The sequence below is a fragment of the Salinimicrobium sp. CAU 1759 genome, assembly GCF_054482715.1.
This window is the reverse complement of the sequence record NZ_JBTLRK010000001.1, coordinates 213221-229018: the sequence shown is the minus strand read 5'-3', so window position 1 is coordinate 229018 and position 15798 is coordinate 213221. Positions and strand designations below refer to the sequence as shown.

Sequence of the window (15798 nt, the reverse complement as noted above, 5' to 3'; positions counted from 1 at the left end):
CTGCTCTTTTTCCAATGTATGCCTTTTCCAAAAAAAGGTAGAAAAAAAACGGCTTAAAAAGCCGCTTTTTGAAAGGTATATTTGATAGGAGTTAGACCGTCATGATCTCTTTTTCCTTTACAGCAAGGATCTTATCGATCTTTTCAATATAAGTATCGGTAAGTTTTTGAATATCGGCTTCAGCAGATTTCTGAAGATCTTCAGAAAGATCCAGTTTTTTGATCTCCTGATTCGCATTCTTGCGGTCGTTTCGTACCCCGATCTTAGCATCTTCAGCTTCAGCTTTTGCCTGCTTTGCTAGTTCACGACGACGCTCTTCTGTCAAAGGAGGTACATTTATAATAACGCTGTCCCCATTGTTCATAGGATTAAAACCTAAATTCGCCTGCATGATCCCTTTTTCAATAGCCTGGATCATGCTCTTTTCGAAAGGTTGAATGGTAAGCGTACGGGCATCGGGAGTATTTACGTTAGCGACCTGGTTTAGCGGAGTTTGGCTTCCGTAGTAATCTACCTTCACGCTGCCCAGCATGGCAGGAGTGGCTTTTCCTGCTCTAATATTCAGTAGTTGTTTTTCCAGGTGAAGAATGGCTTGATCCATTGCTTCTTTGGTACTATCAATAACAAAATCTAACTCGTCGTTCATTTCTAAAGTTTAAAGTTTTAAAGATTGTTCTTAATCCTATCCTTCTAAAAATTTACTTTGGTACCTATTTTTTCACCGGTCACCACTTTTTCAAGGTTTCCGGGTTTGTTCATATCAAAAACTATTATAGGCAATTTATTTTCCTGGCTCAGGGTGAAAGCGGTAGTATCCATCACTTTCAAGCCTTTTGTAAGCACGTCATCAAAGCTAATAAAATCAAACTTTGTAGCTTTTTTGTCAATTTCGGGGTCTGCAGTGTAAATTCCATCTACGCGGGTTCCTTTCAGGATGACATCTGCGTGGATCTCGATCGCTCTTAGCACAGCTGCGGAATCTGTCGTGAAATAAGGATTTCCGGTACCCCCACCAAAAATTACCACGCGACCTTTTTCCAGGTGACGCATAGCTTTTCTTCTGATGAATGGCTCTGCAACCTCATTAATCTTTACTGCCGATTGAAGCCTGGTCTGGATCCCTGCATCTTCAAGAGCCGACTGTAATGCCAAACCATTGATAACTGTTGCCAGCATTCCCATATGATCACCTGTTACCCGATCCATACCTTTACTCGCACCTGCCACACCTCTAAAGATGTTTCCGCCGCCAATTACTATGGCTACTTCTACACCTCGATCTGTAACTGCTTTGATTTCCTTTGCATATTCGGCCAAACGTTCAGGATCAATTCCATATTGACGGTTGCCCATGAGAGCCTCACCCGAGAGTTTTAATAAAATTCTGTTGTAATGCATCTATGTGATTTGATGGGTTGTGCAAAACTAAGGAATTTATCCTATAGATAGAGACTGCTAAAAATCAAATTATTTGTAAAAGAGGGTTAAAGAAAAATATTAATTTCCGGCTGTCGTTATACCGCTAACAATTTTTGAAGAAATCAAGATGAATAATAGCCTTTTGAAATCCGGATGTGTTTTGATGCTGTGCCTTGCACTGTTTTCCTGTTCTGTTGACAGGGATGATGAGGCTTCAATTTTGGGCACCTGGATAGAAACGGCGCCTGTTGCCAACAGGACAACTTTAGTATTTACTGCCGATAACCGACTTACCCGTATAGACGGAGATGGAAATTCTGAAATTTACATCTACCGTATTGAAGACAAGACGCTTTACCTGAGCCTGGCTTCAAGCACAGGGGGAACTTCAGAAATATTTATTGAACTTATCAATACCAATAAATTAAAAACGGGAAATTTTTACCCTTCCATTCCGGAAGCTGAGACGGTTTTTATCATTTTTGAGAGGTATTGAAAAAGAGACAAGACCGCTTCGCTACAAGAAACAAGAGCCAAGATTTGTTTTCTTTTCTCTGGCAAATCAGGTTTTAAATACTCAGGCCAAAGCCCTTATGTTTTTCTTTTATTTTTCACCACCTAATGGCGATGGCATTTCATTCATTCATATCGAAAATCGAATAGTTCTTAACATGAATTGCCTCCGACTTTAGCCGGGGGTCCAGGAAATTAATCTTTAGGGCTTTAGCCCAATAATATCTTAACCCCTTCAAGGTTCAGAGCCCTGAAAGGGTTGAATAGCATCTAATCAAAAAACCCGCTCCTTTTCAGAAGCGGGTTTTTCTTATATTATTTCCGAAGGAATTATCCCAGAGCAACTCTTTCGAAAGCTACAACCTTAAGGTTTGCATCTTCAGATTTTACATATTCAGCAACAGACATTTTGCTGTCTTTGATGAAATCCTGGTTTACAAGAGTGTTGTCCTTGAAAAAACGCTTGATCTTACCTTTTGCGATATTGTCTAGCATTGCCTCAGGCTTACCTTCCTGTCTTAGTTGATCTTTAGCGATCTCAACTTCTTTATCGATCACAGTCTGGTCAACACCTTCTTCGTTAAGAGCAACAGGATTCATAGCAGCTGCCTGCATAGAAACGTTCTTTGCAACTTCTTCGGCATTATCGGTCTTTCCAGAAAGACCTGTAAGAACAGCGATCTTGTTACCGGCGTGGATGTATGATCCTACGAATGGCGCCTCAAGAGTTCTAAAGTCACCGATCTCGATCTTCTCACCAATTACTCCGGTTTGCTCAGTAAGTTTCTCCTGAACAGTGATCCCTTTGTAATCTTTAGCTAATAGTTCCTCTTTAGAATTTACATCTAAAGCAAGATCTGCGAAATCCTGAGCAAGTTGGACGAAAGAATCGTTCTTAGCCACGAAATCTGTTTCGCAGTTAAGGGAAACGATCACACCTCTTGTGTTATCAGAATTCACAGTTGCGATCACAGCTCCTTCAGAAGATTCTCTGTCGGCACGGTTTGCAGCAACTTTTTGACCTTTCTTACGAAGAATTTCGATAGCTTTATCGTAATCTCCTTCAGCTTCAACTAGTGCCTTTTTACAATCCATCATACCGGCACCGGTAGCTTTTCTCAATTTATTTACTTCTGCGGCGGTTATATTAGCCATAGTCTTAAATGTTTTTTATTAAAAGAATAAGTCGTTTAGCTGAATTCAATTGAAAGCAACCAAACGACTCATAGATTAATTATATGAACTTCTATTCTTCTTCGTCGTTGGACTTTGCATCGGCTAAAGTCTCTTGTTTAGACTTTAGTTTTACATCTTCCTGAGCCTCCTTCATATCTTTTTGATCTTGTGGATCTTTAGATACAGCTTCGGCTTCTACTCTTGGCTTTCTTGCCTTAGGAGCCTTTTTTGCCGGCTTGTCTTCTGAAGCGTCTTCTTCTTTACCTTCTTTTCCTGAAGCCTTTCTTTCTGAAAGTCCTTCAACAATTGAATCAGCAACGTAAGAAACAACTTTACTTATTGATTTTGAAGCATCATCGTTTGCAGGGATCACATAATCCACATCTCTAGGATCTGAATTGGTGTCAACCATTGCAAAAATTGGAATGTTTAATTTTTGAGCTTCTTTAACCGCGATGTGTTCACGAGTGATGTCTACTACGAATAGAGCACCTGGAAGGCGGCTCATATCTGCAATAGAACCTAAGTTTTTATCCAACTTAGCTCTTAAACGATCTACTTGTAAACGTTCTTTTTTAGAAAGCGTGTTGAAAGTACCGTCTTTCTTCATTCTATCGATAGAAGCCATTTTCTTAACAGCTTTACGAATAGTAACGAAGTTTGTCAACATACCACCAGGCCATCTTTCGGTGATGTAAGGCATGTTAGCTTTTTCGGCTTGTTCAGCAACGATTTCTTTAGCTTGTTTCTTGGTAGCTACGAAGAGTATTTTTCTACCGCTGGCTGCAATTTTGCTAAGAGCCTCCCCGGCTTCCTGCATTTTAGCAGCACTTTTATAAAGGTTGATGATGTGAATCCCATTGCGCTCCATGTATATGTAAGGCGCCATGTTTGGATTCCATCTTCTTGTGAGGTGACCAAAGTGTACACCTGCATCAAGTAATTCTTTTACTTCTACTTTGTTTGCCATTTTTGTAATAGTTTACGTTCTGTTGAGATAGCAACAATCAGGTGGCGATATGATATCAGGCCCTGACCGTTTAGATGCTAAACTAACCACCGGCACTTCGACTAGCTCAGTGTGACCCCGGAGTAACAACAAAAATCTTATGATTTAAATGAACTTTTTGGTGCATTACACACCAAACAATATTAACGTTTAGAGAACTGGAATTTCTTACGAGCTTTCTTCTGACCAAATTTCTTACGTTCAACCATTCTTGGGTCTCTTGTAAGTAGTCCTTCTGGCTTAAGAGTGCTTCTGTTCTCAGCATCCAACTCTACCATAGCTCTGGAAAGAGCAAGGCGAATAGCTTCTGCCTGTCCTGTAATACCACCACCGTAAACATTTACTTTGATATCAAAGTTCTCATTGTTTCCGGTCATGTTAAGAGGCTGACGTACTTTGTACTGAAGCGTGCTTGTAGAGAAGTAATCCTTAACGTCTTTTTTGTTTACAGTGATGTTCCCGCTTCCTGTTGAAACGTACACACGTGCAACTGCCGTTTTTCTACGGCCAATTTTGTGAATAACTTCCATTACTTAAGATCGTTTAAGTTAATAGTTTTTGGCTTTTGCGCCTGAACGTCATGCTCAGATCCTGCAAAAACTCTTAGATTACGGAAAAGATCTGCTCCAAGTTTGTTCTTTGGTAGCATTCCTTTTACTGCATTTTCCACAAGTCTCTCAGGACCTTTTGTGAATAATTCCGTTGCAGTTAAACTTCTTTGACCCCCAGGATAGCCGGTGTGGCGAATGTACTCTTTCGAGTCCCATTTCTTTCCTGTTAAGTTGATCTTTTCGGCATTGATAACAACTACGTTATCGCCACAATCAACGTGTGGGGTGAAATTAGCTTTGTACTTTCCTCTTAGTAGCTTTGCCACTATAGAAGAAAGGCGGCCAAGGGCCTGTCCTTCAGCATCTACAACAACCCACTCCTTATTTACAGTGGCTTTGTTGGCAGAAACCGTTTTGTAGCTTAATGTGTCCACACTAATTAAATTTACTTAATAATTAAACATTCCATTCCCTGCATAAAACAGGGGTGCAAATGTACAATTATAAATTTATAATTCAAATGCCGTAATTATTAATTTATTTTCCCTGAAGGTTCTGATTTTCAGGCCTATCAAAACTCTGTTTTTCCGGATGCTTTTTGGCTTAAAAAATCCTTCTATAAAGCAAGCACCAATTTTATTTTTGATTAATTCTCTAAATAGCTTCCATGGCTTTAACAAATCTGTAATTTTACTGCCCGAAAAAGGGTAAATTGAACATTTCTTCTTTTTTAGTGTCACAAACAACTTTTTACCTAGTCTTTATAGAAACTATATTATCCATGCTATTCAAGAAGATCTTCTATTTGCTTCTCCTTACATTTTCTTTTAATGCAGCCTTCCCTCAGGCAAGTACTGAGCCGGATGTGAAACTTCCTTTTGCCACGCGCACCTACACAACTCAATCTGTAGCAGGACTGGAAACCATTAAAATTGATGGGATCATAGATGAAGATACCTGGGACGCGGTAGACTGGACCTCAGACTTTGTCGAATTTGAACCTGATAATAATACTCCTCCCAGTTATCAGACAAAGATGAAGATCGTATATGATGAGAAGTATCTTTATGTCGCCTTTAGATGTTATGAGCCAAATCCCGAAAAGATAGTACAGCGTATGGGGAGACGTGATGATTTTCCCGGAGATTGGGTGGAGCTGAATATTGACAGTTATAATGACGATCGCACTGCTTTCTCTTTTACCATTTCTGCCAGTGGAGTAAAAGGAGATGAATTCATCTCCAACAATGGTAATTTCGACCCAAGCTGGAATCCAATCTGGTATACAAAAACAAATATAGATTCTGAGGGTTGGACTGCAGAGGTAAAGATCCCTCTTAGCCAGTTGCGCTTCAGCGGAGAGGAAGAACAGGTTTGGGGTATTCAGTCTACCCGGCGATACTTCAATAATGAAGAAAGATCTACCTGGCAACCCGTACCGGCAAATCCGGCAGGATGGGTGAGTTCTTTCGGAGTCTTAAAAGGATTAAAGGGAATAGAGCCTCAAAAGCAACTAGAAATCCAGCCCTACTCAGTTGGAAGAGTATCCTCCTATGAAGCAGAAGCAGGCAATCCCTATAGGACTGGAAATGATGGGGAATTTGCTGCAGGGTTGGATGCAAAAATAGGTGTTACTAACGACCTCACTGTAGATCTAACTATTAATCCGGATTTTGGACAGGTAGATGCCGATCCCGGTGCAGTTGCCCTCGATGGGTTCGAGATCTTCTTTGAAGAACGCAGGCCATTCTTCGTGGAGAATAAAAGTGTTTTCGACTTCAGGTTTGCTAATGGCCAGGACAACCTGTTCTTTTCCCGCCGAATAGGGCGAACGCCACAAGGTTCAGCTTTTGGTCCTAATGTAGCCTACGTTGATCAGCCGGTCAATACTACAATATTAGGAGCTGCTAAATTCAGTGGAAAAACAGAAAATGGCTGGACTCTTGGACTATTGGAATCTGTTACTTCGAGAGAATTTGCCGGAGTTCTAAATAAAGATGGGAGTGAAGAGGATGTTCTGGTTGAACCGCTTACCAATTATGTGGTTGGAAGGGTGCAAAAAGACATGAACGATCGCAACAGCTATATAGGAGGAATGCTTACCGCTACACATAGAAACCTGGAAGAAAACCTAACCTTTTTACATGCTCAGGCATATAGTGGTGGATTGGACTTTAGGCATTCCTGGAAAAAAAGAACCTATTATATAGAAGGTAATGCTGTGGTGAGTAATGTTAGGGGGAGTGAAGAGGCTATATTAAATACCCAGACTTCCCTGGTGCATCTTTTTCAGCGATCAGATGCCGGGCATGTGGAAGTAGATTTTACAAGAACTTCCTTAACGGGTACCGGTGGAAAATTGGAATTTGGAAAAGAGGGTGGTGGTAACTGGCGCTACAACATTGGTGGGAAATGGCTTTCTCCTGAGTTGGAGATCAATGATATAGGATTTTTAAGACAGGCAGATGATATTAGGCAGTATATAAACCTAAGACGGCTCTTCAACAAGCCCACCGGTTTTTTCAGAAAAGCTATGATCGGAATGGAGCAAATGACTTCCTTTGATTTTGATGGCAATCACAACCGCACTCATTATGAACTAAAGGGATTTATAAATTATAAGAATAACTGGTGGAGTGAAGGTGGAGCTGCTCACAAGCCACGCATTTTCATAAATACCTTCTTAAGGGGTGGTCCACGCTGGAGATTCAATGAAGAGAACTTTTTCTATATTTTCTCGGGAAGTGATCAACGCAAGAAAATAGCAACCCGATTTGGTTGGGTGCATTCTGAGGCGACACAAAATAATTTTAGTGTGGACAGATTTGAAGCCGGCCTGCGGTATCAACCTATCAATTCCCTGAGTATGTCCATGGATCTTTCATATCAAACCAACCCAAATAAGACCCAGTATGTAGCTGAACGTGCATTTAATGACGATGCCAGGTATATATTGGGAGCAATTGACCAGGAAACGCTTAGCGCCACTTTAAGAGTGAATTATAATATCAATCCCAATCTCACCATTCAATATTATGGGCAGCCGTACATCTTTAAGGCTAATTATTTAGATCTTAATTATGTTGTGGATGCTACAGCCAAAGATCTTGACCAGAGAGTAGCCCGGTATGGAGAAGGACAGATCACTTTTGAAGACGGCGTTTACAAAATAGATGAGAACAGAGATAACATTATAGACTATACCGTAAACAATCCTGATTTTGCTTTTGTGCAATACCGTTCGAACCTGGTGGCAAGATGGGAGTACATCCCGGGGTCAGAGATCTTTCTTGTATGGTCGCAGGGAATTACCGGCCTTGGAGACGTGAACAATAAGTTTACTGGAATAGTAGACAATCAACTTTTAAGACAAAAACCGCAGAATACATTTTTAATTAAAGCGACTTATCGGTTTATTCTATAGATTCTCTTAAACTAAAAACCCTCCAAATGGAGGGTCTTCTTTTATAGCTTAAATCGAAATGCTTCTGAAAAATGTCATTTTTGAAGGGTGCTTTTTCTGAAGGTTACAGGAAGAAGGTGAAAGGCACAACCTTTAAAAGGTTTTCAGGATTGATTTCTACGACTACATTTTTAAAATATAGACCTACCGTCTATAGACTACAGACTATCGACTCACCTAATGTGCTTCCAGCCAGTTCTCGCCCACGCCTAATTCCACCTCTAGCGGCACATCCATTTTAAAGGCATTTTCCATTTCGTGCTTCACCATTTTCTGAATGTCCTGTAACTCGGGGCGGTAAACATCAAAGACGAGTTCATCATGTACCTGTAGGAGCATTTTAGTTCTGTAATTGCCCTCCTGTAGTTTTCTGTGAATGTTGATCATAGCCAGCTTTATAATGTCGGCTGCACTTCCCTGGATTGGCGCATTGACGGCATTTCTTTCAGCAGCACCGCGCACAACCTGGTTCTGGGAATTGATATCTTTTAAATACCTCCTTCTACCCAATACGGTTTGGACATAACCATGCTCTCTTGCAAAATCGATCTGTTCACTAATGAAATTCCGCAGTTTTGGATAGGTCTTATAATAGGTATCGATAAGTTCCTTTGCTTCCCCTCTGGAAAGGTTGGTTTGATTACTGAGTCCAAACGCTGAAACCCCATATACTATTCCGAAGTTTACAGTTTTTGCATTATTTCGCTGTTCCCGGGTTACCTCTTCAATTGGAACATTGAAGACCTTTGCTGCGGTAGAAGCGTGGATATCCTGGTTTTGCTGAAATGCAGAGATCATATTATCCTCTTCACTTAATGATGCAATAATACGCAGTTCGATCTGGGAATAATCGGCAGCCAGGAGGATGTGATCTGCATCTCGAGGCACAAAAGCCTGCCTTACCTGTCTTCCTCTTTCGGTACGGATGGGGATATTCTGGAGGTTTGGATTGGTAGAACTCAATCTTCCGGTAGCGGCAACTGTTTGCACATAATCTGTGTGAACCCGGCCTGTGGTTTCATCCACCTGCAATGGTAAAGCATCTATATAGGTGTTCTTCAGCTTTACAAGTCCGCGGTAATCGAGCACCTGTTGAACAATTTTATGCTGGGGGGCGAGGGCAGAAAGTATTTCTTCTCCTGTTGAATATTGGCCCGACTTTGTCTTTTTTGGCTTTTCTACAAGTTTCAGTTTTTCAAAGAGGATGATCCCGAGCTGCTTGGGAGAACCAATATTGAACTCCTCTCCTGCGGTCTCAAAAATGTCATTTTCGAGCTGCTTTATATCCTTATCCATTTCTTCTGAAAGGCTGGAAAGGAATTCCTTGTTGAGCCTTATACCTTCCAGTTCCATATCGGCCAGTACTCTTACCAGCGGGATCTCGATCTCATTAAAAAGTTTTTCAGTGTTTGCTTCTTTGAGCTCCGGCGTGAAATGTTGTTTAAGCTGAAGGATCACATCGCTATCCTCTGCGCTGAATTCCGTTTGTTTTTCCAGTGGGATGTCACGCATTGACCTTTGGTTCTTGCCCTTGCCTAACAATTCCTCCACAAAAACGGGAGTGTAATTGAGATAAGTTTCTGAAAGTACATCCAGGCTGTGGCGCATATCTGGATTAATAAGATAATGCGCGATCATAGTGTCGAAAAGTTGACCTTTGAACTTAATGTCGTATTTGGCCAGGACTTTTATATCGTGCTTCAGGTTCTGGCCCACTTTCTCAATGTTTTCGGCTTCAAAGAAGGGTCGCAGTTTCTCCATTGTTTCCTGAGCTGCTGTGCGATTTTCGGGAACAGGTATGTAAAATCCTTTTCCGGTCTCCCAGGAAAAAGCTATTCCTATAATTTCAGCAGAAAGTGGATTAAGCCCTGTGGTAGTAAACTCAAAACACACACATTTTTGCTTCATCAAATTCTGAAGAAAAAGTTCGGTGGCCATTCCAGTCGCTACGCTTTGATATACGTGCGGTACATCTTTAATGGTCTTTCTTCCTGAAAATTTTTCCACTCCTTCTGAAGCTTCGGCTCCAAAAAGGGAAAATTGACCTGCTCCTGCCGGCTGTGCCTGGGCTTTTCCGGTTGCAGTGCTCGTCACCTGCGTAGGACGGGCCGTTTCTTCCCCGGAAAACAACTTGAGAAATTGCTCTTTTAGGCGCCTGAACTCAAGCTCTTCAAATATTTCCTGCACCTTTTCTGCATCGGGTACAGAGAGCTCATAATCTTCGGCATGGAACTTCACATCACAATCGGTCATAATAGCGGCCAGCTGCTTTGAGACCATTCCCTGCTCGGCATGGGCTTCAACTTTTTCCCGCATCTTTCCCTTCAGCTTATCTGTGTTTGCCAGCAAATTTTCCATGCTGCCAAACTCCTTCAGGAATTTCTTAGCCGTCTTTTCACCCACTCCCGGTAATCCCGGGATATTATCAACAGCATCGCCCATCATTCCCAGGAAATCTATCACCTGCTCGGGACGTTCCACTGCGAACTTTTTCTGAACTTCCGGAATACCCCATATCTCAATACCATTCCCCATCCTCGCAGGGCGGTACATGAAGATATTTTCGGAAACCAGCTGCGCAAAATCCTTATCGGGGGTCACCATAAATACTTTATAGCCCTCTTTTTCGGCTTGCTTTGCCAAGGTTCCAATAATATCATCGGCTTCACAACCCGGCAGTACGACCACCGGAATATGCATCGCCTTTAGGATCTCCTGGATGTAAGGAATGGCTTTTAAAATTGGCTCGGGAGTCGCATCCCTGTGTGCTTTATAGGCTTCAAATAATTCTGTTCTCGCTACACTACCTTCCTTGTCAAAACATACAGCCAAATGATCTGGCCGCTCACGGCGTATCACATCAAACAGCGAATTCATAAATCCCATAATGGCCGAGGTATCTAGTCCTTTTGAATTGACAATGGGGTTATTTATTAAGGCGTAATACCCTCTAAAAATGAGAGCGTATGCATCAAGGAGGAATAAGCGTTTTTGTTCGGCCATGGATAATTTTTTAAGAAGGCTAAAATTACGAAACTTCTATTAGACGTGAGATTTTAGATATGAGATGTGAGAAATTAATGCGCCAAAATACAGGCACCAACGTACAAGCACCAAGCACCAAACACCAAGGCCCCGACCTTTACCCGCCGAAGGATCTCAGTGAAGGAGGCCCAAACGTTGAAACTAATTTCGATATGTGCTGATTAGAAGATCTCAGGATGTTTGGTGACTAGTTAGTGTCAACTTATAAGGTCCAAATTCCATTTTTCGTTAAGCGAAACGGGCAACGGGTGACAACCTGCAACCTAAAGCAGAACAGTAATCCTTATTCCCTAAACCTTAATCCTTTCTAAATCGTTACTTCTGTTGCTTTATGCTTGAATCCGAAGAACATGATATAGCCGTAGCACAACATTACAAGGATAAGTGCAAGGTTGAACCCGAAGGAGTCTGTCAGGTACCCAAAGGCAGGTGGGATAATGGCTCCCCCTACGATCATGGTACAAAGAACTCCCGATCCCTGCGGTTTGTTATCTCCGAGTCCGTCTAGTGCCAGACTGAAAATAGTAGGGAACATAATAGAGTTAAAAAGACCTACGGCAATAAGCGACCACATAGCTACCAGTCCAACGGTAAGATCGGAGATCAACACAAGACCAATAGCGCATGCCGCAAAGAACATTAGCACTTTCGCCGGATTCAGAATTTTAGTGAGGTAGGAACCAATAAAGCGGCCTATCATAGCACCGGTCCAATAGAAGGTTACAAACACTCCCACCACGGCCATATCGGTCGAGGTAGTTACGCCAGAGGTAAGGATCCATTCGGCAAGAGTTCGCATAAATGGAGTTTCCCGAATTACATCAGGTAAATTAAGACTTAAGAAATAATTTACCATGTAAGATCCTATGGCAACTTCGGCACCTACATAGAAGAAAATTCCGAAAGCTCCCATAATGAGGTTTCTGTTCTTGAGAACTACGCTGTAATCGTTTGAAGCTTCGGTATCTGTTACCTTCGGTAGGTTTACAAAAAGAAAAACCAGGGCTATTAGAATGATAAATATTGCTATTCCCAGGAAAGGGGTTTGCACAGCAGCAGCTTCAGAAGCATAATATTTCAGCTGTTCAGCCTCGGTCATAAAAGCGATCTCATCTTTGGTCATTACCTTATCGCTAAGGATAAAAAGTGCACCCAGTGCCGGAGCGATCGCTGTTCCCAATGAGTTAAAAGCTTGTGACAAGTTAAGCCGACTGGAAGCTGTACTTGCCGGACCTAAAATGGTCACATATGGATTTGCCGCTACCTGCAGGATAGTGATACCTCCTGCAAGTATGAAATACCCGAGCATAAAAATTCCGAAGACCCGGTATGATGCCGCGGGCCAGAACAGCAGGCAACCTGCAGCCATTGTAAATAGACCCAGCACGATCCCTTTTTTGTAACCTATCTTAGAAAGCAGCCATCCTGCCGGAATGGACAGAAGGAAATACGCACCAAAAAAGGCAAATTGCACCATCCCTGCCTGGAAGTAGGAGAGGGTGAAAACCTCCCTCAACCTTGGAATTAACGAATCGACCAATACGGTGATAAAGCCCCATAAAAAGAAAAGGACGGTAAGGAAAATAAATGCAGTGCGATAGGATTTTTTCTGTTCCATTTTTAGATGTAAAATTTACTTGGGATATTTTTGTTCTCACCGGTCCGGTATTCCATATAGGAAAAACCTTTTTGGATACAGTAAGAACCTACTTCTCCATTTTTGTTGATAGCAATAAAAGCTGCCTGAAAGTCTTTATAGTTCGAATTTTGTTTAATAATACGCAAAATAGCAATTTCACATGCTTCTTGAGGAGATTTTCCCTGGCGCATTAATTCCACGATTAAAAAGGAACCTACACTTTTGAGAATTGCCTCTCCCATTCCTGTGGCTACAGCACCTCCAATTTCGTTGTCAAGAAAAAGACCTGAGCCAATGATAGGAGAATCTCCAACGCGCCCGTTCATCTTGTAGGATAACCCGGAACTGGTACAGGCGCCAGCTATGTCACCGTTTTGATCAAGGCACAGCATGCCTATGGTATCGTGGTTTTCAATATTTATGATTGGCTTATACTCTTTCTTTTTAAGCCATTCTTTATATGCCTTTTTTGAAGCTTCAGTAAGTAGTTCCTCTTGTTCGAATCCGTGCTTACGGGCGAATTGATCGGCACCTTCTCCTGCCAGGATCACATGCGGAGTTTCTTCCATCACCTTTCTGGCTACGGAAACGGCATGAGTATTATTTTTTAGATAGACCACAGCTCCTGCATTTCCTGAAGGATCCATGATACAGGCATCAAGCGTAACGTTTCCTTCTCTGTCTGGCGCGCCACCACGGCCAACAGTGGTGTTGCGAATATCGGCTTCTTCTATCATCACGCCCTGCTCAACAGCGTCAAGGGCCGATGCACCTGCCTCGAGCATTTCTCCCGCCTTGAGACTGGCGTTGGGAAAATTCCAGGTGGCAATACAAACAGGTTTTGATTTTGTCATTTTTGGGAGGTTTAGGTAATCAAGAAAAGGAGCAGCTACTGCCACTCCAATTCCGCTAAGGGAAGTATTCTTTATAAAATGGCGTCTTTTCAAGCTTGATAAGAAACAGGTTTCGATAGTTGGGGTGTAAATGTATGAAAACTGATTTATAAATCGGCCGATGGATTCCCGCGGCTTGAGCTTTTCATGATATCAATCATCTCCGGGAAAAACTTGTAGATAACCGGTCTTGAAAAGGAATGATCGTAAAAAGGCATTTTTGGGAGGCGGGATATTCAGTGAACCTCTTATAGCACTATAGATTATTCAATTAGCACCAAAATCTTTTGGCAAGGCTTTAGCTGTATCTTTGCAGCTTAATTTTTCTACATGCGCTGGATCATTTTTGTCATCATATATATCGTACTGGACCTATACGCTTACCAGGCTTTTAAAACCATTACACGTCATTCCTGGATCTACTTCATTTATCTGGCCCTCTCTCTAGGGGTGCTGGGATATTTGCTTTACCAGTTCAACGTGCCCGAAAAAGAGGGGTTAACCGGGGCGCGGAGCTATGCTATAGGTTTTTTTCTTGCTTTTTTTGTTCCGAAATTGATCCTTTTCATTTTGCTCTTTGGAGAAGACCTCGTGCGGCTGGTGGTTAGCGGATTCCAAAAACTCGCTCATACCAATGACGCCTATTCGTTGCCTTCGCGGCGGAAGTTTGTTAGTCAAATTGCCCTGGGGATCGCAGCAATTCCTTTTGCTTCCCTTCTCTACGGAATGTATCAGGGGCGTTACAATTACAAAGTGCTAAAGTATGTTTTACATTTTAATGACCTGCCGGAAGCTTTTGATGGCTATAGAATTACCCAGATCAGTGATATTCATTCCGGAAGTTTTGATAATGCTGAAAAGATTAAATATGGAATCGACCTAATCAATGAGCAACAGAGCGATGCCATCATGTTTACGGGGGATCTCGTGAACAATACAGCTTCTGAAATGGAGCCCTGGAAAAAAATGTTCGCCACTCTTTCTGCACCCGATGGGGTTTATTCGGTTTTGGGAAATCACGACTATGGAGATTATGTGAACTGGGGATCTGCAGCGGCAAAAAAGGCAAATTTGGATGACCTTAAAAATGTCCACCGGGAGATGGGTTGGAACCTCTTGTTGGATGATCATAAGAAAGTCACCCGGGGCAATGACTCTATTGCTATTGTAGGAGTGGAGAACTGGGGAGCCGGCTTTAAACAGGTAGGGGATCTCAATAAGGCTGCTCAGGACCTTTCAGAAGAAGAGTTCAAGATCCTGCTCTCTCACGATCCTTCTCACTGGCAGGAAAAAGTAAAGAAGGATAACAAAAAATTTCACATCACCCTTAGTGGTCATACCCATGGGATGCAATTTGGAATTGAAATTCCAGGGTGGTTCAAATGGAGCCCAGTACAGTACAGGTATGAACACTGGGCCGGTATCTATGAAGAAGCAGGGCGTGTTCTAAACGTCAACCGCGGCTTCGGATTTTTAGCTTACCCCGGCAGGGTAGGGATTTGGCCAGAAGTTTCAGTTATAGAACTTAGGAAAGGCCCCAAACCTGTATAAATCAAACTTTTGATTATATTTGAAATAAGCTGCTAAGGAAGCAACTTTCCGCAGCTCTTCAAATATAACCGTTATGTCAAAGTTTGGGGAATTAATTGACCTGCAGGTGCCGGTTCTTCTTGATTTTTATACCGAATGGAATGAAGCTTCTGTAGCTATGCATCCGGTTCTTAAAGATGTTGCTGCAGCTCTTGGCGACAAAGCCAGGATCATAAAAATAGACGTTGACAAGAACTCTGAACTTGCTGAAGCCTTGCGTGTCAAAGGCTTGCCTACTTTAATGATCTATAAGGAAGGGGAGATGAAGTGGCGGCAAAGTGGCGAGCAGGATGCCAATACTTTAATTGGCCTCATCAAAGAATACGTCTAGAACAGGTCTCAAAAAGGACATTTTTGATGCCTCTGTTTTCCGGGTGTTTTAAATTATACCTTCTGAATCTATTATTTATTTCTCATCACCTCAGAACAAATTTTTCCATTACAGCCTAGCTATATAAAAAGCTGAAACTCCCGATGCTTTGGAAGTTTCAGCTGATCTA

Annotated in this window: 14 protein-coding genes; 4 read left to right on the top strand and 10 right to left on the bottom strand. The window is 42.0% G+C overall.

The annotated features are described in order from the left end of the window. Positions 1–91: 91 nt before the first annotated feature. Together frr and pyrH are read right to left on the bottom strand one after the other, a co-directional pair. Positions 92–646: a ribosome recycling factor gene (gene frr / locus ACXYMT_RS01025; RefSeq protein WP_459057235.1), complete on the bottom strand. Its 555-nt coding sequence runs from the start codon at positions 644–646 to the stop codon at positions 92–94. A 44-nt stretch (positions 647–690) separates the two neighbouring features. Continuing rightward, positions 691–1398 (bottom strand): UMP kinase, encoded by a 708-nt coding sequence (pyrH, locus tag ACXYMT_RS01020; RefSeq protein WP_459057234.1) that lies wholly within the window; start codon positions 1396–1398, stop codon positions 691–693. A 148-nt stretch (positions 1399–1546) separates the two neighbouring features. Here pyrH and ACXYMT_RS01015 point away from each other — a divergent pair, with 148 nt between their 5' ends. Next, positions 1547–1915: a hypothetical protein gene (locus ACXYMT_RS01015; protein WP_459057233.1), complete on the top strand. Its 369-nt coding sequence runs from the start codon at positions 1547–1549 to the stop codon at positions 1913–1915. A 347-nt stretch (positions 1916–2262) separates the two neighbouring features. Here ACXYMT_RS01015 and tsf read toward each other — a convergent pair whose 3' ends face one another. The 5 genes from tsf to ACXYMT_RS00990 all read right to left on the bottom strand — a co-directional run bounded on the left by tsf (position 2263) and on the right by ACXYMT_RS00990 (position 5408). After that, a complete protein-coding gene (gene tsf / locus ACXYMT_RS01010) occupies positions 2263–3087 on the bottom strand; it encodes a translation elongation factor Ts (RefSeq protein ID WP_459057232.1) in 825 nt (274 codons plus the stop codon). 91 nt (positions 3088–3178) lie between these two features. After that, positions 3179–4078 (bottom strand): 30S ribosomal protein S2, encoded by a 900-nt coding sequence (rpsB, locus tag ACXYMT_RS01005; protein ID WP_459057231.1) that lies wholly within the window; start codon positions 4076–4078, stop codon positions 3179–3181. 182 nt (positions 4079–4260) lie between these two features. Further along, entirely contained in the window at positions 4261–4647 is a 387-nt protein-coding gene (gene rpsI, locus ACXYMT_RS01000) for a 30S ribosomal protein S9 (RefSeq protein ID WP_324720748.1), read from the bottom strand. Next, positions 4647–5102, bottom strand: a complete 456-nt coding sequence (gene rplM / locus ACXYMT_RS00995) for a 50S ribosomal protein L13 (RefSeq protein WP_168024532.1) — start codon at positions 5100–5102, stop codon at positions 4647–4649. Before rplM ends, rpsI begins: the two co-directional genes overlap by 1 nt. Positions 5103–5177: 75 nt before the next feature. Continuing rightward, positions 5178–5408, bottom strand: coding sequence for a hypothetical protein (locus tag ACXYMT_RS00990; RefSeq protein WP_459057230.1), 231 nt, complete (start codon positions 5406–5408; stop codon positions 5178–5180). Between the two features lie 41 nt (positions 5409–5449). Between ACXYMT_RS00990 and ACXYMT_RS00985 the strand changes: the two genes are divergently transcribed. Continuing rightward, complete coding sequence (locus ACXYMT_RS00985) at positions 5450–8092, top strand: DUF5916 domain-containing protein (protein WP_459057229.1); 2643 nt, start codon at positions 5450–5452, stop codon at positions 8090–8092. 216 nt (positions 8093–8308) lie between these two features. On the opposite strand, the gene polA is transcribed toward ACXYMT_RS00985, so the two are convergent. The 3 genes from polA to ACXYMT_RS00970 form a co-directional block, all read right to left on the bottom strand. Further along, positions 8309–11134 carry a DNA polymerase I gene (polA, locus tag ACXYMT_RS00980; RefSeq protein ID WP_459057228.1) on the bottom strand — a complete coding sequence of 942 codons (2826 nt, stop codon included), beginning with the start codon at positions 11132–11134 and terminating at the stop codon, positions 8309–8311. 349 nt (positions 11135–11483) lie between these two features. Next, positions 11484–12794: a sugar MFS transporter gene (locus ACXYMT_RS00975; protein WP_459057227.1), complete on the bottom strand. Its 1311-nt coding sequence runs from the start codon at positions 12792–12794 to the stop codon at positions 11484–11486. 2 nt (positions 12795–12796) lie between these two features. After that, positions 12797–13762, bottom strand: a complete 966-nt coding sequence (locus tag ACXYMT_RS00970) for a N(4)-(beta-N-acetylglucosaminyl)-L-asparaginase (RefSeq protein ID WP_459057226.1) — start codon at positions 13760–13762, stop codon at positions 12797–12799. A gap of 276 nt (positions 13763–14038) precedes the next feature. Here ACXYMT_RS00970 and ACXYMT_RS00965 point away from each other — a divergent pair, with 276 nt between their 5' ends. Both ACXYMT_RS00965 and ACXYMT_RS00960 read left to right on the top strand, forming a co-directional pair. After that, positions 14039–15259 carry a metallophosphoesterase gene (locus tag ACXYMT_RS00965; protein ID WP_459057225.1) on the top strand — a complete coding sequence of 407 codons (1221 nt, stop codon included), beginning with the start codon at positions 14039–14041 and terminating at the stop codon, positions 15257–15259. Positions 15260–15332: 73 nt separating this feature from the next. Beyond that, positions 15333–15629, top strand: a complete 297-nt coding sequence (locus tag ACXYMT_RS00960) for a thioredoxin family protein (RefSeq protein ID WP_459057224.1) — start codon at positions 15333–15335, stop codon at positions 15627–15629. The last annotated feature ends 169 nt before the right edge of the window (positions 15630–15798 follow it).

Excerpts from the sequence above, each read along its gene's own strand:
- frr (WP_459057235.1), bottom strand. The coding sequence starts at position 646 with ATGAACGACGAGTTAGATTTTGTTATTGATAGTACCAAAGAAGCAATG.
- pyrH (WP_459057234.1), bottom strand. The coding sequence starts at position 1,398 with ATGCATTACAACAGAATTTTATTAAAACTCTCGGGTGAGGCTCTCATG.
- ACXYMT_RS01015 (WP_459057233.1), top strand. The coding sequence starts at position 1,547 with ATGAATAATAGCCTTTTGAAATCCGGATGTGTTTTGATGCTGTGCCTT.
- tsf (WP_459057232.1), bottom strand. The coding sequence starts at position 3,087 with ATGGCTAATATAACCGCCGCAGAAGTAAATAAATTGAGAAAAGCTACC.
- rpsB (WP_459057231.1), bottom strand. The coding sequence starts at position 4,078 with ATGGCAAACAAAGTAGAAGTAAAAGAATTACTTGATGCAGGTGTACAC.
- rpsI (WP_324720748.1), bottom strand. The coding sequence starts at position 4,647 with ATGGAAGTTATTCACAAAATTGGCCGTAGAAAAACGGCAGTTGCACGT.
- ACXYMT_RS00985 (WP_459057229.1), top strand. The coding sequence starts at position 5,450 with ATGCTATTCAAGAAGATCTTCTATTTGCTTCTCCTTACATTTTCTTTT.
- polA (WP_459057228.1), bottom strand. The coding sequence starts at position 11,134 with ATGGCCGAACAAAAACGCTTATTCCTCCTTGATGCATACGCTCTCATT.
- ACXYMT_RS00975 (WP_459057227.1), bottom strand. The coding sequence starts at position 12,794 with ATGGAACAGAAAAAATCCTATCGCACTGCATTTATTTTCCTTACCGTC.
- ACXYMT_RS00965 (WP_459057225.1), top strand. The coding sequence starts at position 14,039 with ATGCGCTGGATCATTTTTGTCATCATATATATCGTACTGGACCTATAC.
- ACXYMT_RS00960 (WP_459057224.1), top strand. The coding sequence starts at position 15,333 with ATGTCAAAGTTTGGGGAATTAATTGACCTGCAGGTGCCGGTTCTTCTT.